General features: G+C 30.5%; 13 protein-coding genes. 1 reads left to right on the top strand and 12 read right to left on the bottom strand.

Translation table 11 applies throughout. The features are described from left to right. Window positions 1-43: 43 nt before the first annotated feature. The 12 genes from Q0731_RS12415 to Q0731_RS12360 all read right to left on the bottom strand — a co-directional run bounded on the left by Q0731_RS12415 (window position 44) and on the right by Q0731_RS12360 (window position 23,402). Window positions 44-2,194 (bottom strand): sulfatase-like hydrolase/transferase, encoded by a 2,151-nt coding sequence (locus Q0731_RS12415; RefSeq protein WP_299064574.1) that lies wholly within the window; start codon window positions 2,192-2,194, stop codon window positions 44-46. Continuing rightward, on the bottom strand, window positions 2,194-3,696 hold the full coding sequence (locus tag Q0731_RS12410; RefSeq protein WP_299064572.1) for a sulfatase-like hydrolase/transferase: 1,503 nt from the start codon (window positions 3,694-3,696) through the stop codon (window positions 2,194-2,196). Before Q0731_RS12410 ends, Q0731_RS12415 begins: the two co-directional genes overlap by 1 nt. A gap of 15 nt (window positions 3,697-3,711) precedes the next feature. After that, window positions 3,712-7,011, bottom strand: a complete 3,300-nt coding sequence (locus tag Q0731_RS12405; RefSeq protein WP_299064570.1) for a DUF5107 domain-containing protein — start codon at window positions 7,009-7,011, stop codon at window positions 3,712-3,714. Between the two features lie 52 nt (window positions 7,012-7,063). Further along, window positions 7,064-9,913, bottom strand: coding sequence for a sugar-binding domain-containing protein (locus Q0731_RS12400; protein ID WP_299064569.1), 2,850 nt, complete (start codon window positions 9,911-9,913; stop codon window positions 7,064-7,066). Window positions 9,914-9,920: 7 nt separating this feature from the next. Further along, window positions 9,921-10,622, bottom strand: coding sequence for an SGNH/GDSL hydrolase family protein (locus Q0731_RS12395; protein WP_299064568.1), 702 nt, complete (start codon window positions 10,620-10,622; stop codon window positions 9,921-9,923). A 59-nt stretch (window positions 10,623-10,681) separates the two neighbouring features. Continuing rightward, window positions 10,682-12,097, bottom strand: a complete 1,416-nt coding sequence (locus tag Q0731_RS12390; protein ID WP_299064566.1) for a sugar porter family MFS transporter — start codon at window positions 12,095-12,097, stop codon at window positions 10,682-10,684. 16 nt (window positions 12,098-12,113) lie between these two features. Beyond that, complete coding sequence (locus Q0731_RS12385) at window positions 12,114-13,721, bottom strand: sulfatase (protein WP_299064564.1); 1,608 nt, start codon at window positions 13,719-13,721, stop codon at window positions 12,114-12,116. 5 nt (window positions 13,722-13,726) lie between these two features. Then, window positions 13,727-15,241 carry a glycoside hydrolase gene (locus tag Q0731_RS12380; protein ID WP_299064563.1) on the bottom strand — a complete coding sequence of 505 codons (1,515 nt, stop codon included), beginning with the start codon at window positions 15,239-15,241 and terminating at the stop codon, window positions 13,727-13,729. 342 nt (window positions 15,242-15,583) lie between these two features. After that, window positions 15,584-17,044 carry a hypothetical protein gene (locus tag Q0731_RS12375; RefSeq protein ID WP_299064561.1) on the bottom strand — a complete coding sequence of 487 codons (1,461 nt, stop codon included), beginning with the start codon at window positions 17,042-17,044 and terminating at the stop codon, window positions 15,584-15,586. Window positions 17,045-17,344: 300 nt separating this feature from the next. Then, a complete protein-coding gene (locus tag Q0731_RS12370) occupies window positions 17,345-18,925 on the bottom strand; it encodes a RagB/SusD family nutrient uptake outer membrane protein (protein ID WP_299064560.1) in 1,581 nt (526 codons plus the stop codon). A 4-nt stretch (window positions 18,926-18,929) separates the two neighbouring features. Further along, window positions 18,930-21,953, bottom strand: a complete 3,024-nt coding sequence (locus tag Q0731_RS12365) for a TonB-dependent receptor (protein ID WP_299064558.1) — start codon at window positions 21,951-21,953, stop codon at window positions 18,930-18,932. 36 nt (window positions 21,954-21,989) lie between these two features. Next, on the bottom strand, window positions 21,990-23,402 hold the full coding sequence (locus tag Q0731_RS12360) for a hypothetical protein (RefSeq protein ID WP_299064556.1): 1,413 nt from the start codon (window positions 23,400-23,402) through the stop codon (window positions 21,990-21,992). Between the two features lie 266 nt (window positions 23,403-23,668). On the opposite strand from Q0731_RS12360, the gene Q0731_RS12355 reads away from it, so the two are divergent. Then, a complete protein-coding gene (locus Q0731_RS12355) occupies window positions 23,669-24,556 on the top strand; it encodes an AraC family transcriptional regulator (RefSeq protein ID WP_299064554.1) in 888 nt (295 codons plus the stop codon). The last annotated feature ends 497 nt before the right edge of the window (window positions 24,557-25,053 follow it).

Genomic DNA, 25,053 nt, shown 5'->3' with positions numbered 1-25,053 from the left:
AATTATTTACTTTTAATATTAACAACTTATTTAAAGTAAGCTTTTAATTGATGATAAATTTACCTACAGCCAATTTCCCACCATTTTCTTTTAGAGAATAAAAATAAACGCCGCTTTTTAAATTACCTTTAGTTATATTTAATTGTTTGGTATTAATTTTTTGATATTTTTTTACTTCAACACCTGCAGCATTGTAAATAGTTAAGTTTCCATTAGCTAATTTCCTAGGAAATTGAAAATTAGTAGATATAGAAAATGGAAGTGGAAATATTTTAAAGTTTTCTTTAGTAAATTCTGATATTGATAACGAAATATCATTTTCTACACTTGACAAGAAATCTAAACACGCACCTTTTATAGTGCCATTTAAATTATTTGTATTTAACAGGTTTTCTACAACTTGAATAAAAGGGGTTTTATTTTTAATATATATAAGATAGTTAATTGTCATTAACGTTCTGTAGTAGCTAAAATTCTCAATATTAGATTTTAATATGTTTTTTGAATTTTCATCTGAAAATTTTTCGAAAAGAACTGCGGCAGCTGTAATTTTAGTTGGTGGATAAAAATCATTTAGTCTTTTTACTAATGCTGCTTTGTGTAATTCTACAATATTACTATTTTGACTTATTAAACCTACAGCAGCCCAATACCTAACAATATGATTTGTATTCTCTAAAAATTCTGATTGTTGTTTCGCAATTTCCTCTCCTTTTTTACCTGATAAAGAAGCTACTTTATATATTGTTTCAAAAGGATAGTTAGAAGATGACTCTCTATATTCATAAAGTGATGTTGTTGTTCGTGATATCTGCTTCATCTCAGATTCAGGCATAAAATGTATGTCTTTAGCCGCTAAAATATCTTGATCTAACTTTGTTCTCATTGTTGTTAAAATTGATTGATAATTAGTATCATCAACCAAATTATTAGTTTCCCAAAGGTCATTTTCAATATCGTATAGCATTTCTAAAGGCCTATCTTCAAAAAGTGATTTTTGTAATTTATTTAATTTATTATTTTTAAAATCAGTACGCATTTCTTTAGTAATATCTCCTACTTCAAAATAATTTATATAACGAACTTCTGGTCTAAATGGCATAAAAATTCTAGAATACACATAACGACCATCTGTAATTGTTCTTACTAAATCTGGTCCGTTATCTGCTCTATCAGAAGACAATAAAAGGTGTTTACGCTCCTCTGATCTATTTGTACCAATTAATGTTCTTCCTTTTAAATAATCTGGTACATTACCATTAGTAAGATTAATAATTGTAGGTGCTAAATCTTCAAAACTAATTAGCTCATCTGAAACTGATCCTGCCTCTCCCCAAGGAGATAAATGTTGATATTTTTCAGGAAATTTAACAATAAAAGGAACTCGATACCCAAGATTTATACCATTCGTTTTTCCTCTAGGCATACCCTCTCCATGATCTGCATAAAAAAAGAGAATGGTATTTTCAATCAAATTATCATCTTCTAACTTTTGAAGCAATTCACCAACTTTATTATCTGTTAATTTTATAGAATTGTAAACTCTTGCAAATTGTTTTCTCATAGCAGGTGAATCCTTATAAAAAGGAGGCATATCAAATTCATTATCACCTATTCTTTCACTTTGCGATAAATTATTCCAAACATTATCTTTGTACCACTGATAACTGTTTGTCATTGTTCTAGATTGATGAGAATCTGCAAAATTAAAAACAGAAAAGAAGGGTTGGTCTGTATTACTTCTTTTAGACCAGCTTGCTGTATTAGAACTTTCATTCCATGCATCTGCTGTAAAATTTGCAGCGTTGGCAATATTATAGTCTGTTTTTTGATTGTTAGAAGTATAATAACCTTCTTCTTTTAAAAAGAAAGGAAAGCCTTTAATAAAACTAGGAATAGCATGAGTACTTCTATGATTTCCTGTGCCTGTTTTATAGGTAGGAACACCAGTAATTATTGCAGATCTACTTGCAGAACAAACGGTGCCTGTAGAAAATGCATTTGTAAAACGGATTCCTTCTTTTGCTAATTTATCAATGTTTGGTGTGTTAGCATTTTTATTGCCATAACAACCTATAAATTGAGGTGAGGTATCTTCAATAGTAATCCATAAAATATTAGGCTTTTCTTGGGCAGAAAAACTACAAACTCCTAAAAGCAAGAAAAGCACAACTATTTTATAGTTTACTAACATTATTTTAAAATTTCTTGGAGTTTTTCCTCCATTTTTTTCACAATATTTGGATTATTTTTTGCAATATTATTTTCTTCTGACGGATCTTTTTCTAAATCAAATAATTGAACCTCTTTTCTAAAACCAGGATCTACAAACTTTTTAGCAATCCAACCAGGAATTGGCTTGTCTTTTGGTTGTATGTATTTCCATTTCCCAAAACGAAGTCCGTAAGTATAGGCTTCTTCTAACATAAAATCTCTTCCTTTTTTAGATTTGCCTAACCAAGCATCTAAATGATCTTCACTATCTGGCGCTGCATTTTTATCAATTTTAACATCTAATAAACAAGCTAAAGAAGCATATAAATCTACCTGAGATAAAAGTGCATTACTTTTACCTGGTTTAACTTTTGCAGGCCAATGTACAATGGTTGGCATTCTTGTACCTGCCTCGTAAACAGAATATTTTGCACCTCTGTATTTTCCTCCTGGTTTATGATCGCCTAATAATTCGATTGCATAATCTAAATAACCATCATCTAAAATTGGTCCATTATCAGAAGTAAAAACAATTAAAGTATTTTCTAATAAATTTTGTTTTTTTAATGCTTTTGTAATTTCTCCAACACACCAATCCATTTGTGCAATCACATCACCTCTTGGTCCCATTTTACTACTTTCTACAAATTTTATATTGGCAATTCTGGGTTGATGAATGTCGTGCAAAGAAAAATATAGGAAAAAAGGATTCTCTTTTTCTTTATCAATAAAATCAGTTGCTTTTTCTGATAATACAAAAGGGATTGTTTCGTCTATCCAAAGTGCATCTTTACCACCTTTCATATAGCCAATTCTACTAATTCCGTTTGTAATTGCACCTAAATGATAAGGATCAGTATGTTGCTTTAACAATTCAGGATGTTTAAATCCCCAAGGATAACCTTCTATTCTTGTTCCATAACTCACAGTTATTGGATCATTAGGATCTAAATTAACTACTTTTTGATCTTCTAAAAATACTGTTGGAACTCTATCTCCTGTTGCAGGAATTAAAAAACTATAGTCAAAACCTACTTCTTTAGGACCTAAATCTACTCTCTTATTCCAATCTATTTTTCTATTTCCTAAGCCTAAATGCCACTTACCTACAACACCTGTTTTATAACCAGCTTTTTGTAGCATTTTTGGTAGAGTTTCTTTTTTTGTATCAATAATTAAAGGGGCGTCTCCTTCTAAAATTGCGGCATTATTTCTAAAAGCATAGCTTCCTGTTAATAAAGAATATCGAGATGGTGTACAAGTCGCTGAAGAACTATGGGCATCTGTAAAGTTTAACCCATTTTTAGCTAATGCATCAACAAAAGGTGTTTTTACACCAATTGCACCATTTACACCAATATCTGCATAACCCAAATCATCCACATAAATTATTACAATATTTGGCTTTTTCTGTTGAGAAAAAGCCAAATTATTAATACTTACTAAAATTGTTAATAACGATATTTTTATAAATGATTTCATAATTTAAGTATCATATTACAATACTGCGACTAATTTAGAATGCAAAAATGCTGGTAAATGATATAAATCCATTAGGTTTACTTTACCAAAACTTGCACTTGCTTTTTCGTGATTATTCAAACCTAATTCACCCAAACCAATTAAATAATTACAGTGTATTTTATTGATATCATTCAAATCTTCTTCCCAAATTAACAAGTCTGGTAAAGAAATTGCAAAGTAATCTAACTTTACCTCATCATTCATATGTTCATTACCATAATTAATTAAATTCTGGAAACGAATATTTGCTTCCTCATTTCTATTTAATTTTTGCAATGCCAAACCTTGATAAAAGATTTTATCTGGTTGCTGGTCATTGTAAAATATTGCAGGACTTGGATCACTTAAACCTTCTGAAGCTAATTCAAAGAATTTTGTAGCTTTTTCTTGTTCGCCCAAACCTTGGTAGGCACAACCTAACCAGTAATTGATATCGTTTTCTTGTGTACCATCTAACTTACCTTCTCCTAAATTATGAGGATATATTTTTGCTTGTTCTAAACACGTAATTGCTTTGTCAAAATTATTTAAGTTAATGTGCTTTTTAGCTAACTCTACTTGACTTGTTAAGTATTGAAAAGGAACTTTTCCTTCTCCTCCTTCCCAAGGATGAAATTGTCTTTTAGACATTAAATCAGACGATTTTTCGAAATTTCCTATTGTATTATACAATGCAACTCGCTCTAAATACAAATCGTCTCTAGAGTTTGTTAAATCGATGTGTTTTTCTAACAATGCCAAACGTTCATCAACAGAAACATTTATTTTTTTATAAAATTGATCTAATTCCATTAATAAACGAGCATCCGTATCGTCTAAAGAAAATGCTTTCTCTAAATGTGTTCTTGCCAATTCTCTTTGGGCTGTTTTATTAAAGTATAAAAGTGATAAATTTCTGTGTGTTATTGCAAAACCGTCATTCAATTTTACAGATGTTTCCCAACAAGTTTGGGCTTCTGTATACTGTCTGTTTGCATACCAAAAATTCCCTAAATAATAAAATGCTTTGCAATCTTTAGAATTAACTTTTACTGCTGCCTGCAATGCTAAAACTTCTTCAATTTTGTTCGGAAAACAATAGTCTTCAGACATTGTAGCTGCCTTTTTATAGCATTCTAAAGCTTGTATTGCGTCTCCTTTTTGATCAAAATACCATCCCATAAAGTAATGCACCATTGGGTAAACATTTTCATTATCATTAGTAAATACTTTTAATAAAGAAATTGCATCATCAAACTGACCTGCCATTGCATAATCTAAAGAAAACTCATTATAATTATGTGCATAACCTCTAATAATCTCTTTAAATGCTTGTAAATCTTCTGCTTTATTTGAAATTAGATAACGTTCATATAAAACACCAAAGTTGAATTTATCAATTGCTAAAGAATCATCAATTAATTTTGTTGCTTCAGCTAATTTCCCTAATTTTCTTAGAATAATTACTTTTAAGTGTCTTGCTTTGTGATTGTGCCAGTTTTTAATTAAAGCTCTGTCTATTAAATCTAACGCTTTTGTTACATCTCCTTTAAAAGTATCTAATTGTGCTAAATTAAAATACCCAGCATCTTGCCATTGTGCATTCCAACAAGACTTAAAAAAACTTGCATAAGCCTCTTTCTTTTTTCCAAGGAAATTTAAGGCCAAACCTCTGTTAAAATAAGCCTCACCATCATAAGGATTTGGATTGTGCTTTGTCATCGAAGCAATGGCAGTATCAAAATAAGAAACCGCCTTTTCTAATTGCCCTTTTCTTAAATACAACAATCCCATTGCATTGTTACAACGAATATCTCCTGGTGCTCTTTTCAACGCTTCTTCATAATAATCCATAGGATTAAAAGTTGCATGTCTGTATTGCTCTAAATGTAAACCTTGTAAAAACAACGCTTCTACAGAGTCAATTTCACTAGGTTCTTTTGCTGCAGTTGCTGGATCAGGTATTTCTGTTGATAGATCTTTATCTGGTGTCCAGGAAACCAATACATTTCCAGATTTATCAGAAACTGAAACTTCTAAATCTTCAAATTTAGAGCCGTTTATTTCTATTAATTGCTCAAAACCATTTCTTGGTGATAGCTGAACAACTTCTTCTAATAAAACTCCGTTTTTTCCTTTTAAAGAAACAATACCATCATTATACGTAGAGGTTACATGTACTTTTACACGTGCTTTCCCCTCCACAATTTCAAGATTTACCATTGCTTCTTTCGTAGCATTTTTTACAACACCAACATTGTAATATGGCATAAAATATTGTGTGAAACTTTTTTCTTCATAAGGATGCATCCACGTAAAATCTGGCTGATTATCAGTATAAACACCACACATTAATTCAATATATGGACCATCTTCATCTGTTAAATTTCTATCCCAGGCTTTCCCAAAATCTCCATTCCCCCAAGTCCATTGTTTTTTTCCTGGTGATACATTATGGTCTGCAATGTGCAGTAAACCTCCTTTAGAGTCATTTTCATAACCCCCAACAAAATCATACTCAGATGTAATTGCCATATAACTTGTAGGTACAGGAATATTCTTATAATTGGAAATATCTGTTCCTGGAGAATAATCTACTTTATAATATTCGCCTTTTGCAATCGGAAATTCAGAAACATCTCTTTTTCCGTGATCGAAAACAGCATTTACATCTGGTGGAAAAACAGATTGATAATGGTCATTTACTGCCACGGCAGGATTTGCCCACCATAAAAAAGTCTGCGGATGTGGTGTTCTGTTATATAATTGCGCTTTAATTTCTATATATGCTTTGTCTGGATGTAATGTAAAACCAGCCATTCCTTTTGTACGAAACATTCTTTCTAACTCACTAACCCATATAGTTTTACTTCCATCTTCATTTTCTTCAATAACAGAATCTGTTGGGTCATAAGTACTTGGTCTATGATGTTGTGGCCAATTAAATTCGATTCCTCCAGAAATCCAAGGACCTGTTAAACCAACCAAAGCTGGTTTAATTACATGATTGTAGTATACGAAGTGACGTTCTCTAACTTTATCATACGCCATTTGAATTCTACCACCTAATTCTGGTAAAATCATTACTTTTATATAATCGTTCTCTATATAAATCGCGTTCCATTCCTTATCTACTTTGGTATCGCTAATTTTTTCGATTACAGGATGTGGATATACAGCACCACTACTTGCTTGATATACTCTTTTTTCTAAAAAAACAGGATATTTTTCTGGTGTTCCAACTTCATAAGTAGGTATTACTACTTTTTCTCTCCAGACTTTTACAGTTTTCATATTAACGGTTTTTAAATTATATTGTTAGGTTTTCTTATAGTTTTTTAATGCACTATTTCAACAAATTTTTAATTTGGTTTATTTCTAATTTTATTTTAGGTTTAAAGCTATTGGAAGTCATATATTTTTTTAAACTATATAAAAGTTGTTTAGCCTCTAATCTTGTTTCTAAATTTGTATGTAAGTCTATGCCAGACATTACTAATTTTCCTTTGCCCACTTTAACTTCAAAAACAAGTGCTAATTTTCTGTTTTTAAACCAATCATCTACAACTCTTACAATTGGAGTAAGTGCTGGCAAATCATCTAAAATAATTGCGTTAGAGTTACTCATAGCATCCCACCATTGCCAATTAGAGTGGTATTCTGTTGGGAAATCTGCCAAAGCAGGATGTTTAGGATTACATAAAATACCCAACGTATGTGGCTTTTGGCCATTGGTCCAAGAAGTATTCCAAAAAATACTAGAAAAACCGATACCAATATCTCCTCCCTTTTCTAGAGCAATATCTCCTTTGGTAATATTGAATAAAACGTTGCCTCCTTTATTTAAGTAATCGATAGTTTTAGCATCTAATTTATTAACAACTGTTATATTCTCTTCATTTGAAATTATTGGTTTTTCATTTGGATACACCCATAAATCCCAAGTATTTGTAAACTCTTTTACAGCTACAGAAAGCGTTAGTTTTTGTGCTTTATCAATTTTTAAAAGTGATACATTGATTTCTCCTAATTGAATTCCGTTTCCAATTTCAATATCTTTTTTTGATAAATTCCCTTCTGCAAAAGTGGTATTATCAGTTGTTTTCAGTACCCATGTTGGTGTAACATCTTTCAATATTTTTTCTCCAAAATGGGCAACTTCAACTTTTACATTAAGTGTATCTATATTTTTAAACGTTCTTTTAGTAAAACGTGCCAGAGGAACTGTTTGACCACTAAATGCTCTAAACTCATCAGGAGAAACATATCCTTTTTCCCCCCAAAAAGCATCTAAAACTCCAATAAGGGCAGTACCTTGACCAGGAAAATCGTGTAAATCTAATAGTTGAAAACCAGCCATATTTTTGGTTCTTAGAGCAGCTTCAATATCTGCTTTGTAGCATAGAGTTTGTAATTTACCAGAAGCCATTAAAAACTGTTTCGCTAAATCTGCCATTCCGTTTTCTACTAACGTTTCTTGAAATATTTCAAAATTCTTTGGTTTTAAAACGCCAGTATATTTAGACATTTCTTCAAAATTTGGATATACACACCATTGTCCCATTTCATGACTTACATAAGGCATTGGTGTTTTGTCTATAAAATTGCTCCAATCAAATAAAGTTTGAGGTGCTTTTGCGTTAATTACACTTTTCAAATTCTCATTCCAACCTTGTATTCTTGGTCCTCTATGATTAAAAAAGTCTAAATTATCTAACATTGGCCAGCCTGCAGCACTTGTGTACATTTTTGAAGGGTCTAAACTTCTAAGAAAATCTACATAGTTTTTTAAGTACTCTTTTTGATTTTTTCCACTTGGCTCATTACCATAAGTCATCATTACAAAAGACGGATGATTTCCATAGGCATTTATAATGTCTTCACCTTCTTTATATAACCATCTATCAATAGGCTCTCCATCTCCAATTTTTGTCCAAGCAGAGGCTTCTACTTGTAAGTAAATACCTTCTTGATCCGCAGCTGTAAATGCTGCTTTTGGTGGACACCAAGAATGAAAACGCACATGATTTAATCCGTGATTTTTAATTATTTTATAAATTGCTTTCCAAGCATCAACATCTGTTGGGGGATAGCCAGTTAATGGAAAAATTGCACTTTCTAAAGTTCCTCTTAAAAATGTTTTTCTTCCATTAATTGTAAATACTTTACCATCAGCTTTAAATTCTCGCATTCCAAAGTCGATGTTTTTTGTATCGACTCCAAATTTAGAATCTAAAGTGATTTGCATTTGATAAACATTAGGGTTGAATTCATCCCAAAGTTTTGGGTTATCACCCATATCATATTCTAAAACAACTTCTTGATTTCCGTTAATAACTATATCTTTAAAATCTTTCTTTGATTCTTTTATAACATTTGTTGTAGATTTCTCAGTTGCCTCTAAAAACAATCTCCCTATTTGTACATTAGAAATTTCGCTTTCAATTTGAATTACAACTTTTACCTTTTTGTCTGCAACATTAGGATATAGTTTTACATTGCCTATCGCTATTTTAGGCTTTGCAACTAGTTTAATGTCACCAATAATACCATTCCAGTTACTCTGGGTATTGTCTGAGATGCTATGTGCATCTAAACCTACATCTATATCTTTTACACGGTTATCTACTCTAACTGTAATTGTGTGTTCGCCAACAGTTAATACATTACCTAAATTATAATTATGAGCAGTAGAAAGACTGTTTTGCATGCCTACTTTTATAGCATCTACCCAAACTGTAGATTCCCAATGCACTCTTTCTAAGTATAAATTAATGTTTTTGCCTTTCCAATCTGCAGGAATGGTTACTTTTTTCTGATACCAAGCTGCTCCTGTATATTTTTTATTTGGTGTTAACCAAAAAGGAAGTTTAATATTACCTTTTTGACGGTATTTTGCCATTTTTGGGTCTTTGAACCAAACACTGTCATTGTCCCAAATATTACCTGTCCATTTTGTTTTTACACTCAATTCATCACCTTTGTTATTAGTATTCATAGAACCTGGTAATGTAATAGTATCTAAAAACTGAACTTTATACCATTTTTCTGAAACTCCTTTATCTAATGAATCAATTTTAAAATTCCATTCGCCAGACAAATCAATACCATTGTCTTTTTCATTTCCACAAGAAACAAACAAGACAAAAAGTGTAAGGCAAATAAGAAGGTACTTTATAGTATTGTAAAATTTCATATAACAATTACTTTATAGATGACTTAAAATATTCGAATATTGCATCTGCAACAAACTGATGTCCTTTTTGGTTGATGTGATTATTTTGTGACATATAACCCACTAAAGGTTGTGTTTTTGCTAATTCTCTAAATAGGTAATAACTATCAATTAAACCAACCTTGTATTTTTTTGCTAACGCTCTAATTTGTGCACTATGTTTTGCTAATTTTGTTTCTTCGGATGTAATATCTTCTCTTAAATCTGGTGTTGGTGTTAATAAAATTACTTTTGTACCATATTCCAAAGCTTCAACAATCATTTTTTCCCAAGCAATTTTGGCTCTTTCTAAACCAATTCCTCTATCATTTAAAGCATAATCTATAAAAAGTACATCTGGTTTGTAATTTAGAACTTCGTCTTTAAATCTTTTTGCACCCTGTTCTGATTGTTCGCCACCAATTGATGTTGTAATAGTATTTACAACAGAATAAGGGTAGTAGTCATTGACTTTTTTTAATGTTCTAAAAGGATATGCTTGTAAACGATCTACCACACCTTTGGTTGTATAACCAGAAGGAACAGAATGCCCATGAAAAACTAAATTAACAAACTGATTCTTTGGCCATTTTTTATTCAATTTTACTTTAATTGAATCTAAATATGTGGTTGTTATTTCATTTTTTGATGTTACCACTTTTTGTTGTGCACAAGCAAACTGAAAAATCATTAAAAAGCAAAGTGCAAAAATTTTGTATGTTTTATTTAAATATAGTAGCATCTAATACATTATTTATCTTTAGTTAATTCTACTTCTATTTCTTCTAAGCTTTTTCCTTTGGTTTCTGGTAATTTATTTTTTATAAATAAAAACCCTAAAACACAGATAATACTATAAACCCAAAATGTTCCTGAAGCTCCTAAAGCATCATTTAAAATTGGGAATGTAAACGTTAAAATAAAAGATGCAACCCATAAAGAAAATGTTGCTATAGACATAGCAATTCCTCTAATTTTATTTGGAAAAATCTCTGATAAAACCACCCATGTAATTGGTGCTAAAGACATTGAATAAATAGCAATTGCAGTAAGTACTAATACCAAAACTGGCCAACCAGTATACTGCATAAAATATGCACCACCTAAAATAGCGTACACCAACCCTAAACCAATAGAACCAAATAGCATTAGTTTTCTACGACCCCAACTATCTACAGTTCTCATTGCAATTATGGTAAAAATTAAATTCACACTACCTGTAATTACTATGTTAAATAACATATCTCCAACACTATAACCAGCAGCTGTAAAAATTTCTTCTGCATAATTAAAAATGATATTTATTCCACACCATTGCTGAAAAACAGCCAATACAATACCAATAATTAAAATTGGTTTTACTTTTGGACTTTTAAAATCTGAAAATTTTATTTTAGCTGTACCACTTTCTTTTAGTGTTAAAGCAATATTTTTAACTTCTTCTTCTGCATAAGCATCTCCTCCAATTTTAGCCAATACTTTTTTAGCTGCAGCTGTATTATTAATTTTCATTAAAAAACGTGGACTTTTTGGAACTAAAAACATTAATCCAAAAAACAAAAATGCAGGAATTAATTCTGCCCAAAACATCCATCTCCAACCACTTTGCCCATTCCAAGAATCCAACATATTAGCCTCATCTAAAACAGGTTCTGCTATTAAAAAATTTGCAATTTGTGCTACTAAAATTCCGATTACTAAAGTCAATTGGTTAATAGCTACAAACTGGCCTCTGTATTTAGCGGGTGCAATTTCTGCAATATACATTGGCGATAAAGTAGAGGCCAAACCAATACCTAAACCGCCTAATAATCTGTAAAAAATAAAGGGAGTAAAATTATCAACATAACCTGTACCAAAAGCTGAAAGAGTAAATAATACTGCTGCAAAAATTAATGGAAACTTACGACCAAAACGATCTGCTACAAAACCAGATATTATGGCTCCAAAAATACAGCCAATTAAAGCACTACTCATAGCCCACCCTTGTAGGGTTGGCATATCACTTATTTCAAAAAATAATTCATAAAATGGTTTTGCACCACCAATTACTACCCAGTCATAGCCGAATAAAAAACCTCCCATTGCAGAAGCTAGTGCTAAAAAGAGTAAATATTTAAAATTGAATTTAGTATTTTCTAAACTATTTTGTTGATTGATTTCCATAATATATTGTAAGTAATTAGTCTTTAGTTAGGCTACTGTTATACCAATCTGCATTTGGTTTAAAATCTTTTTGTAAAAAATCTTTACGCTGCTTTTCTAAATTTCGCATCATATGAGTTTTTCTTCTATTGTATAATGCTGTTGCTTTTTTTGCATCGTAATTTTTATTTACTCTAGGTACTTTTGCATTTACACTTTGTAAATATGCATCTAACTCAACTCTTAATTCTTTTGCTTTTTCTGAGTTTATAGAGGATATATTATTTAACTCTCTAGCATCTGTAGACAAATTATATAACTCATCATGACCATCTTCATAATAGTGAATCAATTTATATTCATTTTTTCTGATGATACTTACAGGTTCACCTCCTTGGTTACCATAATGTGGATAATGCCAAAATAACGCTCTATCTTCAAGAGATTTTCCTTTTAACAATGGCACTAAACTAACGCCATCAACTACTTGCTTAGGATTTTTTTCTACTCCTGCTAAGTCTAAGAGTGTTGGATAAAAATCTATACCAGAAACAGGGTAACTTACTGCTTTTGGTAAGTTTTTTAACATAGGAGCTTTAATCAAGTATGGTTCTCTAATACCACCTTCCCATTGATATCCTTTCCCTCCTCTTAAGGGAAAATTTGTCGTAGAAAATGCATCACCACTTGCAACACCTCCATTATCTGAAGTAAAAACTATAATTGTATTTTCATCTAAACCTAATTCTTTTAACCTATTTAAAACAAGACCAATTGCATCATCCATAGATTCTAGCAAACCAGCATAAATAGGGTTGTCTTGTACAGTTCTTATTGGTAAAATACGCTCCATTTCAAAACCTTTTTCTGGTATTCCTTGAGCCTCTGCTTTGTTTCTATATTTATTCCATTTTTCTTGTGTGGTTTCAATTGGCCCATGTACTGCATAAAAAGATAAAAAAGCAAAAAATGGCTCATCTTTATTAGCCGTCATAAAATCTGCAGTTTCTATTGCTAATCTTTTAGTTAAATTTTCTCCATCATATTTATAATCTAATTTTGGATTTCTCCAAGGTGCATAATAACCTCCTTTGGGACCACCAACTTCCCAACCACCAATATTTATATCGAAACCATTACTTTCTGGACCATAAGGCACGTCTCCTATATGCCATTTACCTGCAAAAAAAGTTTTATAACCACCTTCTTTAAAAGCTTCTGCTATTGTAATATTTTCTACAGGAATTGTATGTTCATAATCTGGTGGTAATACTTTTGTGTTTACTTTTTTACCCCATTCTTCTCCACTTAATGCACCAATCCATTCTGTTATACCATGTCTTGCAGTATACTGTCCTGTCATTAAACTTGCTCTTGAAGGGCTACAGACTTGTGCAGCAGCATAACCTTGTGTAAATTCAACACCTTCCTTAGCTATTGCATCAATATTTGGCGTTTCATAGTAAGTACTTCCAGCATAACCTAAATCATGTGCACCTAAATCGTCAGCAACTATAAAAAGAATATTGGGTTTCTTTTTTACTACTTTTTGAACAGTAGATTTTCCTTTACAAGCATTTAATATAAAAGTTGCAAGTAAAGTATACAGAATCAACTCTAATTTCTTTTTAAAAACTGTTTTCATATTCATTATATTTTATGTCCTATTATTGTATTTATTGATTTTGCTTTAATATTGATAGTACTACTGCTTTTTATTAATTTTAAGTTATTATCATTAGAAGTAACGTAGATTCTATCTACATAAAAATCATTAAATTGAACTTTTCTATCTTTATTACTATAATTAATAACAACAGAAACATACTCTTCTGTTTTAGGATTTAAATAAGTAGAACACATTATATTTTTATATTGTTCTAATAATTTTTCTTCTCTATTAAAGTTAGCATCAACACGAATCATTCTTGGTTTCACAAATCTAGAGTAGTTACCAAATGCCCATAAAAGTTTAGAATCATGAAAATTACCATTAAATTTTAAGGAGTTTAAATTGTACATATCTTCTGGGTTTCCAGTGTCTAGATATATAAGTCCATCTTTATAATCTGCATTAGTTAATGCAGTCCACCATTGCCAAGAACTTGTATTTGCTAAGGTTAAATCTGCATGCATAACTCTTGCAACGTATAAAGCAGTTGCCATGCCTAAATCTCTTTTACCTCCACCTCCAATATCATCGTTTTTCTCAAGAATGCAGAATTCACTTTGCCAATACTCTAAATTGGAATATTGCTTTAATTTTTGATTTAAATCTTGTCTTACAGAAATTAAACTTTCTACTGGCCATGTTGTAAAATAACTGTGCCCCGAAATTGTTTTATCTAAACTTTTAACCTTAACTTTATTATTGAAAAAATAATCTATTTGATTACCTCTTTCTGATTTTCCATAACTTGAATATAACCAACGTAAATCTGCAGCTTCTGCTAAAACAATTTTTGTAGATAATTTTCTTTCATTTATATGCTTATCTACTAATTTGGTAATGTCTAAAATATCCTTATTTGTTGCTGGTGTTCCTTCTTGAGTTCTTTTTTCCCATTGCCATTGTGGTTCGTTAATTGGACTTAAATAATTAAAATCAATTCCTTCTGATTTAAAGTAAGTAAGAAAATCTACCATAAATTTAGCATAGTCACCAAACTTGTCTGTTTTAAGGTTTATTTTAGGAGATTTTATATTTTCTCCATAACCTTTTCCGTTTAAAGTCCATTGAACAGGTGCAGAAATTGAAAAAGCTAAAAAATTATCTACCCCATAAGATTTGGCTTCTTGCAAAAACCACTGTTGCCCTTTTTGTTTACTCCAATCGTAATTTCCATCAGCATTTATAAAGGATTCTGCTCTTCTCCATTCGTTTTTTATATTAGAATCACTACCTTGTTCTTTTGTACCTGCTCCAATATAAAAACGCCAAAAACTGAGACCTATCCCTTTAGGTTGCCCATCTTTATCAATCTCTTTACTAAATAATAATTCTGCTATTCTTTCTTTTTTCTCTTGCGGCCAATTTGAACCCACATATTGACAACGCCAAGCGTCAGAGGCTCCAAAGCCTTTAATTTCTTGGTAAGATTTATTTTTATTTATAGATATTTTTAATACCTGTGAACTAATATCTTTTGAGAATAAAAGTAACATGAAAGAAAAAATATAAAGTATACTATTTTTCATATAGATGTGAGTCTTAATCACAAATTTAGAGTAAAAAAAGCCTTACAAAATAGCTTATATAAGTAGAAACATAGATAATATTACTTAAATCATTTACTTTTTTAACATACCCTTAAAAAATGACTTCAATATTTTATAATAAAATTACATTTGTAACTTAAAAAATAGTTGATTCTATGATATTTAAAAATCATGATTATAAAATTTAGTTCAATAAAAAACCATTATTCTTTTACAACTTGAATAATGGTTATTTTATAATTTAAATTTATTGAACTATACAGCTCGTTAAAACTAGACTATGTATAATTAATCACCTCTAACTACTATTTTATATATTTGATATTTTCCTTCTTTATTTATATCAAAAAACACCTCGTTATCAGAGCTTATTTGTGCTGTTGCAACTTCTGTTTTATATGCTGCTGCTTTACCTGTTTCAGAATAGTCATTTGGAACAAACCTTTCTACAGATACAATATCTGAAACTGTAAATCCATTTATCTTAACGGCAACTTTTTTAGATTCTTCATTACCTCCTGTAATGTACAATACCATTGTTTCTGAACTATGCTGTGCAGCTGCTAAATGAAATCTGTTTGATGATGTTTTTAAAGCCTTGCCTTTATAGTCAGTTGACAGATCTGCAAAGATTTGACCAACTGGGTATATAAGTGAGTAATTCCAGTTTGTGATACCTAAACCTGGAACTGGTGTATTTACTGGAGGCCAATATGCACCTGCATCTGCACCTGCTCTAGCATAAATTTGAATAATATCTGGAATAATATTAGCTGCCTCCATGTATAAAGCACTGTCATTATAATCTCTAGACGGCATCCATTCAGATAAATAAATATATTTTTTTTGAGGGTTAAAATTGTTTGCACAATCCTTTATTCTTTGTTCTAAGTCTGCCATATTGTGAGTGGAACTTTGATAACCTACATAAGTATGCAATGCAACCCCGTCTATTTGATCGTAGGCTTTTGTAAATTTATCTTTCATGCTCGTAAACTCGGATGGCACAGTATAATCTCCATTAATCAATAATTTAAAAGTACGGTTTGGAAATTTAGTATTGATAAATTCTGCTAAATTCATAGCAATATTTACATATTTGTCTAATTTTTGAGCTCTACTAACACCACCTGCTCTTTGCAACCACCATTCATTACCAATTTCTACAATACCATCACCTATATTAGATTTTATAATTGCTTTTTCAGCTGATACTTTTAACGCGTCCATAGCTCTGTTCCATTGAGTAGAGTTCATTACTCTATTCATTGCATCTGCAGTTGGTATAACAACGCTGTATTTATTTGTTTTTCCTTTTACATCCTCCATAGACGCCCCAGGTAAGGTAGGTCTACTATTCCAAGTTGGCGTTCTATTGGCATCCCAGTCATAAAATTCAGATTCCCAACCTCCAGGAAATCTTACCAATTCATAATTAACATTTTCTAACAACTCGTAAAAAGCAGTAAATGTAGTTTGTGGAACCCTTCTCCAATCGTTATTAACACCAAATATTTCAGGATTAATATCTACACCATCAGTTGCATCAACTGAAAGCGTTACATCTGCATTGGCTTTAATTACTACTTCTTCACCATTACTATCATTATCATCTACAGTCTCTTGCCCTGTAATATCATCAAATTTAGGGTCATTAGGGTCTGTAGGTCCATCGGTATCACATGCAACAATTAGAAAAGTAATCATTACAACTAAAATGGTTTTAATTGGTTTTATATTATATATCATCTTTTAATATTTATTTAAGAGTAAAATGTATTTATTAATTAAATAGGTTTGGATAGTTAATAGTTAATTAGATTATCTTTAAATGATTTTGATCATTCATTTGTTATCAATTTTTCTTATAAATATTCTCACAAAAAGCATTATTAAGTCTATTATTTGGCCTCTGTTAGTTTAAAATAATTTTTATTGAACTAACAGAAGCTATGTAAAATTTCCTATTAAAAAATGAGCCTAATTCTTTTTTTTAATTACAACTATTAAAGTCGCTTCTTAAAAAACTATACTATTATATTGATAAAATTAGTATTCTGGATTTTGTTCGATTTTACCTCTAGACAATTGAATCTCTTCTGGAGGTATTGGCCATAACAAGTGAATATTTGGATCAAATAGAGTACCGCTATTTTGTGGTTCTAGTAAATTAGTAGTTTCAAAAGGATCTGTACTTACCTCAGTATTATATTTTACAAAAGACCCCTCTGGTCCTAATATAAGTGCTATTCTTGGTACACCATTTATTTTTTGTCTTCTAATATCGTACAATCTATGTTGTTCTAAAGCCAATTCTAAACGTCTTTCTTTCCAAATAGCATCTCTTAAAGCATCTCCAGTTAGAGCATTATTAGAAGGCAACTGAACTCTATCTCTAATTAACTTTAAAGAACTTTTAGCTGCAGGTTCATCATTATTAAAATATGCTGCTTCAGCATGAATAAGAATAACATCTGCCAATCTTAGATGTATGTAATGTAAAGGTATCTGACCTCTCTGATATGGTTCTGGCCTTTTATCTGTAGGTACATAATACTTTCTATTGGTACGACCCGATTTATTTTCTTCAGGTAAACCATTAAACGATGTTACTGTATCATCACCAAAAACAGGTTCTCCATGTTTTATAATTGTAGATCTTAAGCGAATTACATCATTTTCACTTAAAAAAGCATTTTCTAAATCACTTGTTGGTGATGCCCAGCCCCAACCACGATCTCCACGACTACCATTGGTAATAGAAAACTGACCACCAATATTAGGAAATGCAGGATTATTAATATATTGAATCTCAAAAATAGACTCTACACCATCCACATTATCTACACTATAAATATCTGCAAAGTCTGGTTCTAAGCTATATTCTCCTGACTGCATAACATTAAAAGCCATGGTTTGTGCTAGTCCCCACTTTTCTTCAAACAAATATACTTTTGCTAGTAATGATTGTGCTGCACCTTTTGTAACTCTTCCACTTTCAGAAGAATTTTGTTCACTTTTTAATGGTAAATCATCAATAGCTTCTAATAAATCTTTCTCTATAAACGTATAAACTTCAGGAACAGAAGACCTCACTTTATCATTTATTGATGGTTCTAAAATTTCATTATAAGTAGTTACAATTGGCACACCCCCAAAATTTCTAACTAAATCAAAATAAAAAAAAGCTCTTAAAAATTTTGCTTCAGCAATAAATTGTTGCTTTTTTTCTTCTTCTATATCTACTTCAGGAATACGATCTAATGATATATTAGCTCTTGTAATACCAATATAATGATTTTCCCAAAATAAATTAAAATATGTAGAACCAGGAAATACATTATACTGAGCAATACCTGTAATATCTGGTCTTGGCTGTCTTGTATTTCCAGCCCAGTTATCATCAGACGCCATTTCATTAATTTGACGTTGAAAATTAACTTGATTCCAATTGGTACCATTTACCAATTGATAAATTCCGTTCACAAATGTTTCTGCACTACTAGATGTAGAAAAGAAATCATCTAATTGCTGTCTTCCTTGCAAAGGCTGATCTAAAAATTTATCTGTGTCACAACTTACAGTAAACATAGTTGTGTAAATAATTAAGAATATAATAGATTTTTTCATAATTTTATAATGTTAAATTTAATCCTAATAAAAATGTTCTAGCCACTGGGTTACGAGAGAAATCTAAACCGAAATTATTAATAACGTTGTTCCCCGAGGCTACTTCTGGGTCAAAACCAGTGTATTTTGTAAAAGTTAATAAGTTTTGACCAGAAACATATAAACGAAACTTTTTAATACCTTTAAAATCAAAATTATACCCTATTTGAAGATTCCTTAATCTTAAATAAGACCCGTCTTCTACAAATAAATCTGAAGGTCTTTGATAATTACCATTTAAGTCTACTTCTGATAATCTTGGGAACTCTGCACCTGTGTTTGTTGGTGACCATACTCTATCTAATGCCCCTGCAACAACGTTTAAGTTTTGAGTACCTGAATTTATATATTGCCTATTAAAATTAAACACATCATTACCAGCTGTACCATATAATTGCATTGATAAATCAAATTTTTTGTATTCCATATTTACAGTAAGACCACCTATAATATCTGCAAAAGGATTTCCTATTACTTGTAAATCATCATCATTAATCGTTCCATTTCCATCTGTATCAACATATCTTAAATCACCAGGTTGTGCATTAGGCTGAATAATTGTTCCATCTTCTGAAGTATGAGAATTTAATTCAGTTTGATTTTGAAAGATTCCGTCAGTTTTAAAACCATAAAAAAGTCCTACAGTTCTTCCTAATTCTGTAATTTTTAAAAACCTGTTACCTAAAACAGCACTTCTACCCCCTAAAATTTGCTCGTTACCAGGTGCTAATTCAGAAGCTCTACTCTCGTTAGTTGAAGCTGTAAGATTAAGTCCTAAAGAAAAATCGCCCCATTGGTTGTTATATCCAAGCTGTAAATCAAAACCAGAAGAATCAAAACTCCCTACATTTTGAGCAACTAGCCCAGGAATTCCTGTAAAATTTGGAGATTCCACATTAAACAATAAATCTTTTGATGTTCTTTTATAATATTCTGCAGAAAAGGTAATAGTATTATTTAAAAAACCCATTTCAACACCAAAGTTTTGATCCCTTACTGTTTCCCATCTTAGGTTAGGATTACCAAATCTTCCTAAAAAATTAGCAATCACTCTTTCTTGTCCAAAAACAAAATCTCCAGAACCAACAGAGAAAAACTGTCCATCTCTGCTTATATCTTGATTCCCTACTTCACCAAAACCAACCTTAAAACGTAAATTATTTATGTATTCGCTTTCAAAGAAATCTTCTGAATCTACATCCCATGAAAAAGATGCACTTGAAAATACACCAGTTCGAGAATCTTTAGGAAATCGGGAAGATTGATCTACCCTTACAGATCCATTAACAATATATTTGTTATCAAAACTATAAATACCTCTAAAAACACCAGATAATATATTATCTGTTCCTTGATTACCTGTAACAAACTGAGCCTCGCCTTCAGCTCCATTTAACTGCCTTAAATCTACATTTGTATTACTTGGAATCCCTTCTCTCTCCCCTCGTATAAAGTTTGTACTTTGTGAATCAACTAACGCACCTGCCAAGAAATTAACATAATGTTTATCTTTAATAGTTTTTTCAAAAGTCAAGGTATTATTAAATACATAATCAAAGTTTTGATCAATTCTATCATTTACACTATTTATATCTCGTAATTGAGTTGGTCCCAATTCAAATTCAGGATTAAAATTTTTACGTCTCCAGCCAGAAAACGTTAATCCAAGTTGAGATGAAAATGTTAAATCACTATTAATTTTATAGTTTAACTGAGTATTTGTAAAAAATTCATTGAAATTATCTTCGTTAAAAGTTCTGGCTAATTGCCCAACAGGGTTGGGTACTAAATTTCTAGAAAAACCATATATACTAAACTCATTTCGGCCTATACGCTCACTTTGATTTACAAAAACAGGTGTTACTGGATCTACTCTTAATGTATTGAATAATATATTAGGTGTATTTTCTGAATTTTGAAGCCTCACACTAACATCTTGTTTTAATTGAAGTTTGTCAGATATTTTAAAATCTACGTTAAATCTTGTATTAATTTTCTGAAAAAAACCTATTTGTAAGTTTGAACGCTGATCAAACACGCCAACACTAGCAGAATATTTAATATTTTCGCTACCACCAGACGCTCTTAGATTAACATTGGTAACTGGTGCTAAATCTTCAACAACTTCATTCCACCAATCAGTGCCTTCACCTGTAAAACCAGCAAGGTTAGGGTCTGGTGTATTACCATCATTAATTCTTCTAGCATTCATTACATTTATATATTCTTGAGCACCGGCACTTTTAAACTTTTGTATATTTTGCATTCCAAAAGTAGCATCAAGACTTATAGTTGGTTTACCTTCCTTACCTCTTTTTGTAGTAATTAAAACCACACCATTTGATGCTCTAGATCCATAAATAGCAGAAGCTGCTGCATCTTTAAGAATTTGCATAGTTTGAATGTCTTGTGGATTTATAAAGTTAATAGAAGTAGATGCAGGAAGCATAACCCCATCTAATACAATAAGTGGTTGTGTTCCATTAGGTGAAGTTATACCACGAATAACAATACGAGGTGCAGCACCTGGTGCCCCTCCATTAGACAAAACCTGAACACCTGCTGCTCTACCTTGCAAGGCTTCTGCAGGATTACTAGCAACAACTTTATTAATTTCCTCTCCGGTAACTGTAGCTATTGACGTTGCAATTTTATCTCTTCCTACAGCACCATAACCAATTACAACAATTTCATCTAATTGAGCAACATCTTGAGTAAGTTTTACCTTGATAGTTTTTTGATCTCCAACAATTATTTCTTGGCTTTTGAAACCTAAATAACTAAAAACCAATATAGCATTTTCATCTACTTTGATAGAAAAATTACCATCAAAATCTGTTTGTACACCATTACTTGTGTTTTTTTCTAAAACACTAACCCCTGGAATTAGTTGGTTATTTTCGTCTACAACACTCCCTTTTACAGTGTTTTGAGCTTGAGCAGAAAAACTGAGAAAAAAAAGGCCTATTATTAAAACTAAATATTTCATATAGTAATTATTTATATTAATTAATTGTTATTTAAATTATCGAATTGTTGCAGATATTCTGTTTAAATGTGTATCAAAAGTAAATGTGTAGTCTTTATCTAAAGCACTATCTGGAAAAACATAATTACCTCCACCTCCTGGCACTGTAGCTTCTGGATCTTCTACGTTATCAACTCTCCAAAATGGAGCCCAACTGGCAGGGTTTGCATTTAATATAAAACCATTAACACCATCGTCATTTGGATGATCTTTTACAGTTACATCTATTGTCCATAAATAGGAATTATTTGGATCTTTTGTAAAAGGTTTTCCTGATCTAAAATGCCAGCATCTGTCTTCATTTGTAGTATTATCTGTACAAGTAGAAACAGTATCATCAATATAAATACCTCTACCTAATATATAAATTTGTGTGTAAGGATCATCTGTAGGCATGTATGATGTTACAGAGTAAGAACTATCTCTTAAGTCCATCTTAACTTCATAATAACCTACTTCTGGTAAAACTATAGGGCTTACTGTTACATCATCTCCCAGAGCAAGTCTTCCATCTGTATTAGTATCAACTCCAAATGTATAAGGACCAAACGAACCTTTTTGAGCTAAAAATCGAACTTCTGTATTTGGTGCTGGTGAGTAATATCGTCCTATAAACACAAAACCATCTTCTTCCGCAACTTCACTTGCAGAGGTAACATAAGGTATTCCAAAAATATCAGACACTAACAAAGCTTCACTAGTTACACCTGTTATGTACATAACATCAAAAGACAGCTCATTTAAAACATTCATAGAAACCGTTTCTGTTGAAACGTTTCCTGAGGTATCTGTTACAGTTATTGTAAAAGTATAGGTATCAGGCTCAGTAATATTTAACGCCTTTTCATACTCAAATGAAGAACCAGAAATAGCTAATGTTTCATTTAATACTGAACTTTCTATTTTAAATTCTGCTAAATTTTTATCTGTAACAGTAATATTTAAATTAACTTCATCTGCAGTACCAATTAAAACGGTTGCACCATTAACAGGACTTGCTATATTAATAACTGGATTTTCTATATCTCTATCAAGTGTAATGGTGATATTTTTTACAGTAGTCTTGTCACCTGCGTTAGAAACTGTCATTGGTATTGTATGAATACTATTAGGGATAGCATCATCTGGAATTTTAAAACGATAAGATATTTCGTAAGTTTCTGGCAAAGAATCCTTAACAATTGTTTTGTTTAGAAACCAAGGCTCATAAGTAAAGTTTACCGATTTAATTCCTGCAGGATCTGACACAATTCCCTCAAAAATAAAATCTTCTCCCGGTAAAGAGGAAATGTTTTCTTCTAATGTTGTGAATTCTGGAATAGAATTTACAACTACAGCATCATCATTACAACTTATAATGATTAGTATAAAACTGACGAAAAGAGGTAATTTGGATTTAATAATTCTCATTATATTTAGTTTTTGTTAAGAAATGTTTAAAAAAATATCTATATTTTTCAAATCTAATATGAATCAGGTATTAAAAAATGCACACTTTAACTGAAAATATAGATAAAAATGTTTTTATTCGTTTTTCAATAACTTGATAAAATAGGAATTTACTTATAATATATTGTTTTTTTTATTAATTTATAGATTTTATTGCTTTATTTTTATTACTTTTATAAAATAATTTAATACCCCAAATTACTAATCTATTGAATAAATAATTTTAGATGCATACTACAGCTTTAAAAGAAGGTTTTTTAGGTCAAAAACTAGTTTCATTACCTAAGTCTACATTGAGTATCGCAAAAAAAAGCAAGATTACAGAGAATTTTTATGTTTGTAGTTTAGGACACTATCCAAAAGCAAACAATCATTTTAGAAGAAGAAACAAAGGCTCTAGTGATTATATTTTTATTTATTGCACAAAAGGTAAAGGAGAAGTAATAATAAATAGTATTAAATACTTTATTTCTCCCAATGAATTTTTTATTATTCCAAAAAAAACAAAACATGAGTATCAGGCTGATGATTCTGATCCTTGGACTATTTATTGGTTTCATTTTAAAGGAAAAACAGCAAAACAACTTTACAATAGGTATAAATTAACGGATATAAAAAATTATAAAGTAACCCCATTTTCAATAGAAAAGATTAAGTTATTTGAAAAAATTTTTAATCTTTTTGATCATAATAATTTAGAAGGCCAGATAGAATATGCTAATTTACTTTCTTTAAATTTTATTAGTTCTTTTGTTTATCAAGATATTTATCTTGAAATTAATAGAAGTAATAATGATAATATTATTAATTCAGTAAAAAAATTCTTGTTAGATAATTTAGATAAAACCTTTTCTTTAGATGAAATTGCAGAAAAGTTTAATTATTCTAAATCTTACTTACACACAAAATTTAAATCAAATACAGGTTATCCAATCATGGTTTTTTTTAATCTTAAAAAAACGCAAAAAGCTTGTGAATACTTGAATTATACAGATTTAAGTATAAAAGAAATTAGCTATAAAATTGGTTTTGAAGACCCTCTGTACTTCTCTAGAATTTTTAAGAATTTTATGGGAAAATCTCCTAGAAACTATAAAAAGAGTCAAATTAGATAATTAACTAGGGTCTTTTCTAGGTTTAATTTCTCATATTTTTCTCACTTACCTTTTACGACACTTATTTTAAACAACTTATCTGTAAATTTTCTATTTGAATAATAGTTAATTTATTATAAGAACTATATCTATTTAATTTTAAGAATCATTTATATTGTTTTTTCTTTATTAAAGGCATTTATACTAATTTGAAGATTATGATGTACGCAAAACTCTACAGAAGTTAAAATATTTTTAAATTTCTATTTACAAGAGTCTGTATCAATTCTGATAGATTGATAATAAGTTAGTCGCCATTTAGGCCTAATAAAATAAGTTTAACGTGAGTTCGAGCTAAGAAAGGGTATTAATTATTAGTAAAATAGAGAAGAAATTATTGACTTAATGGCCTGAATAACAAGTTAATAATAAATATCTTCATCTATGATTACTGACAGTAAAATTATCGAAATATTTTGTCTTTTAGACGATTTTAGCAAAGAATATAACATTTTAGT

This window comes from uncultured Polaribacter sp., assembly GCF_947497695.1.
Classification (GTDB): domain Bacteria; phylum Bacteroidota; class Bacteroidia; order Flavobacteriales; family Flavobacteriaceae; genus Polaribacter.
The sequence above is the reverse complement of the archived record's forward strand: the minus strand, read 5'-3'. Positions and strand labels throughout refer to the sequence as shown.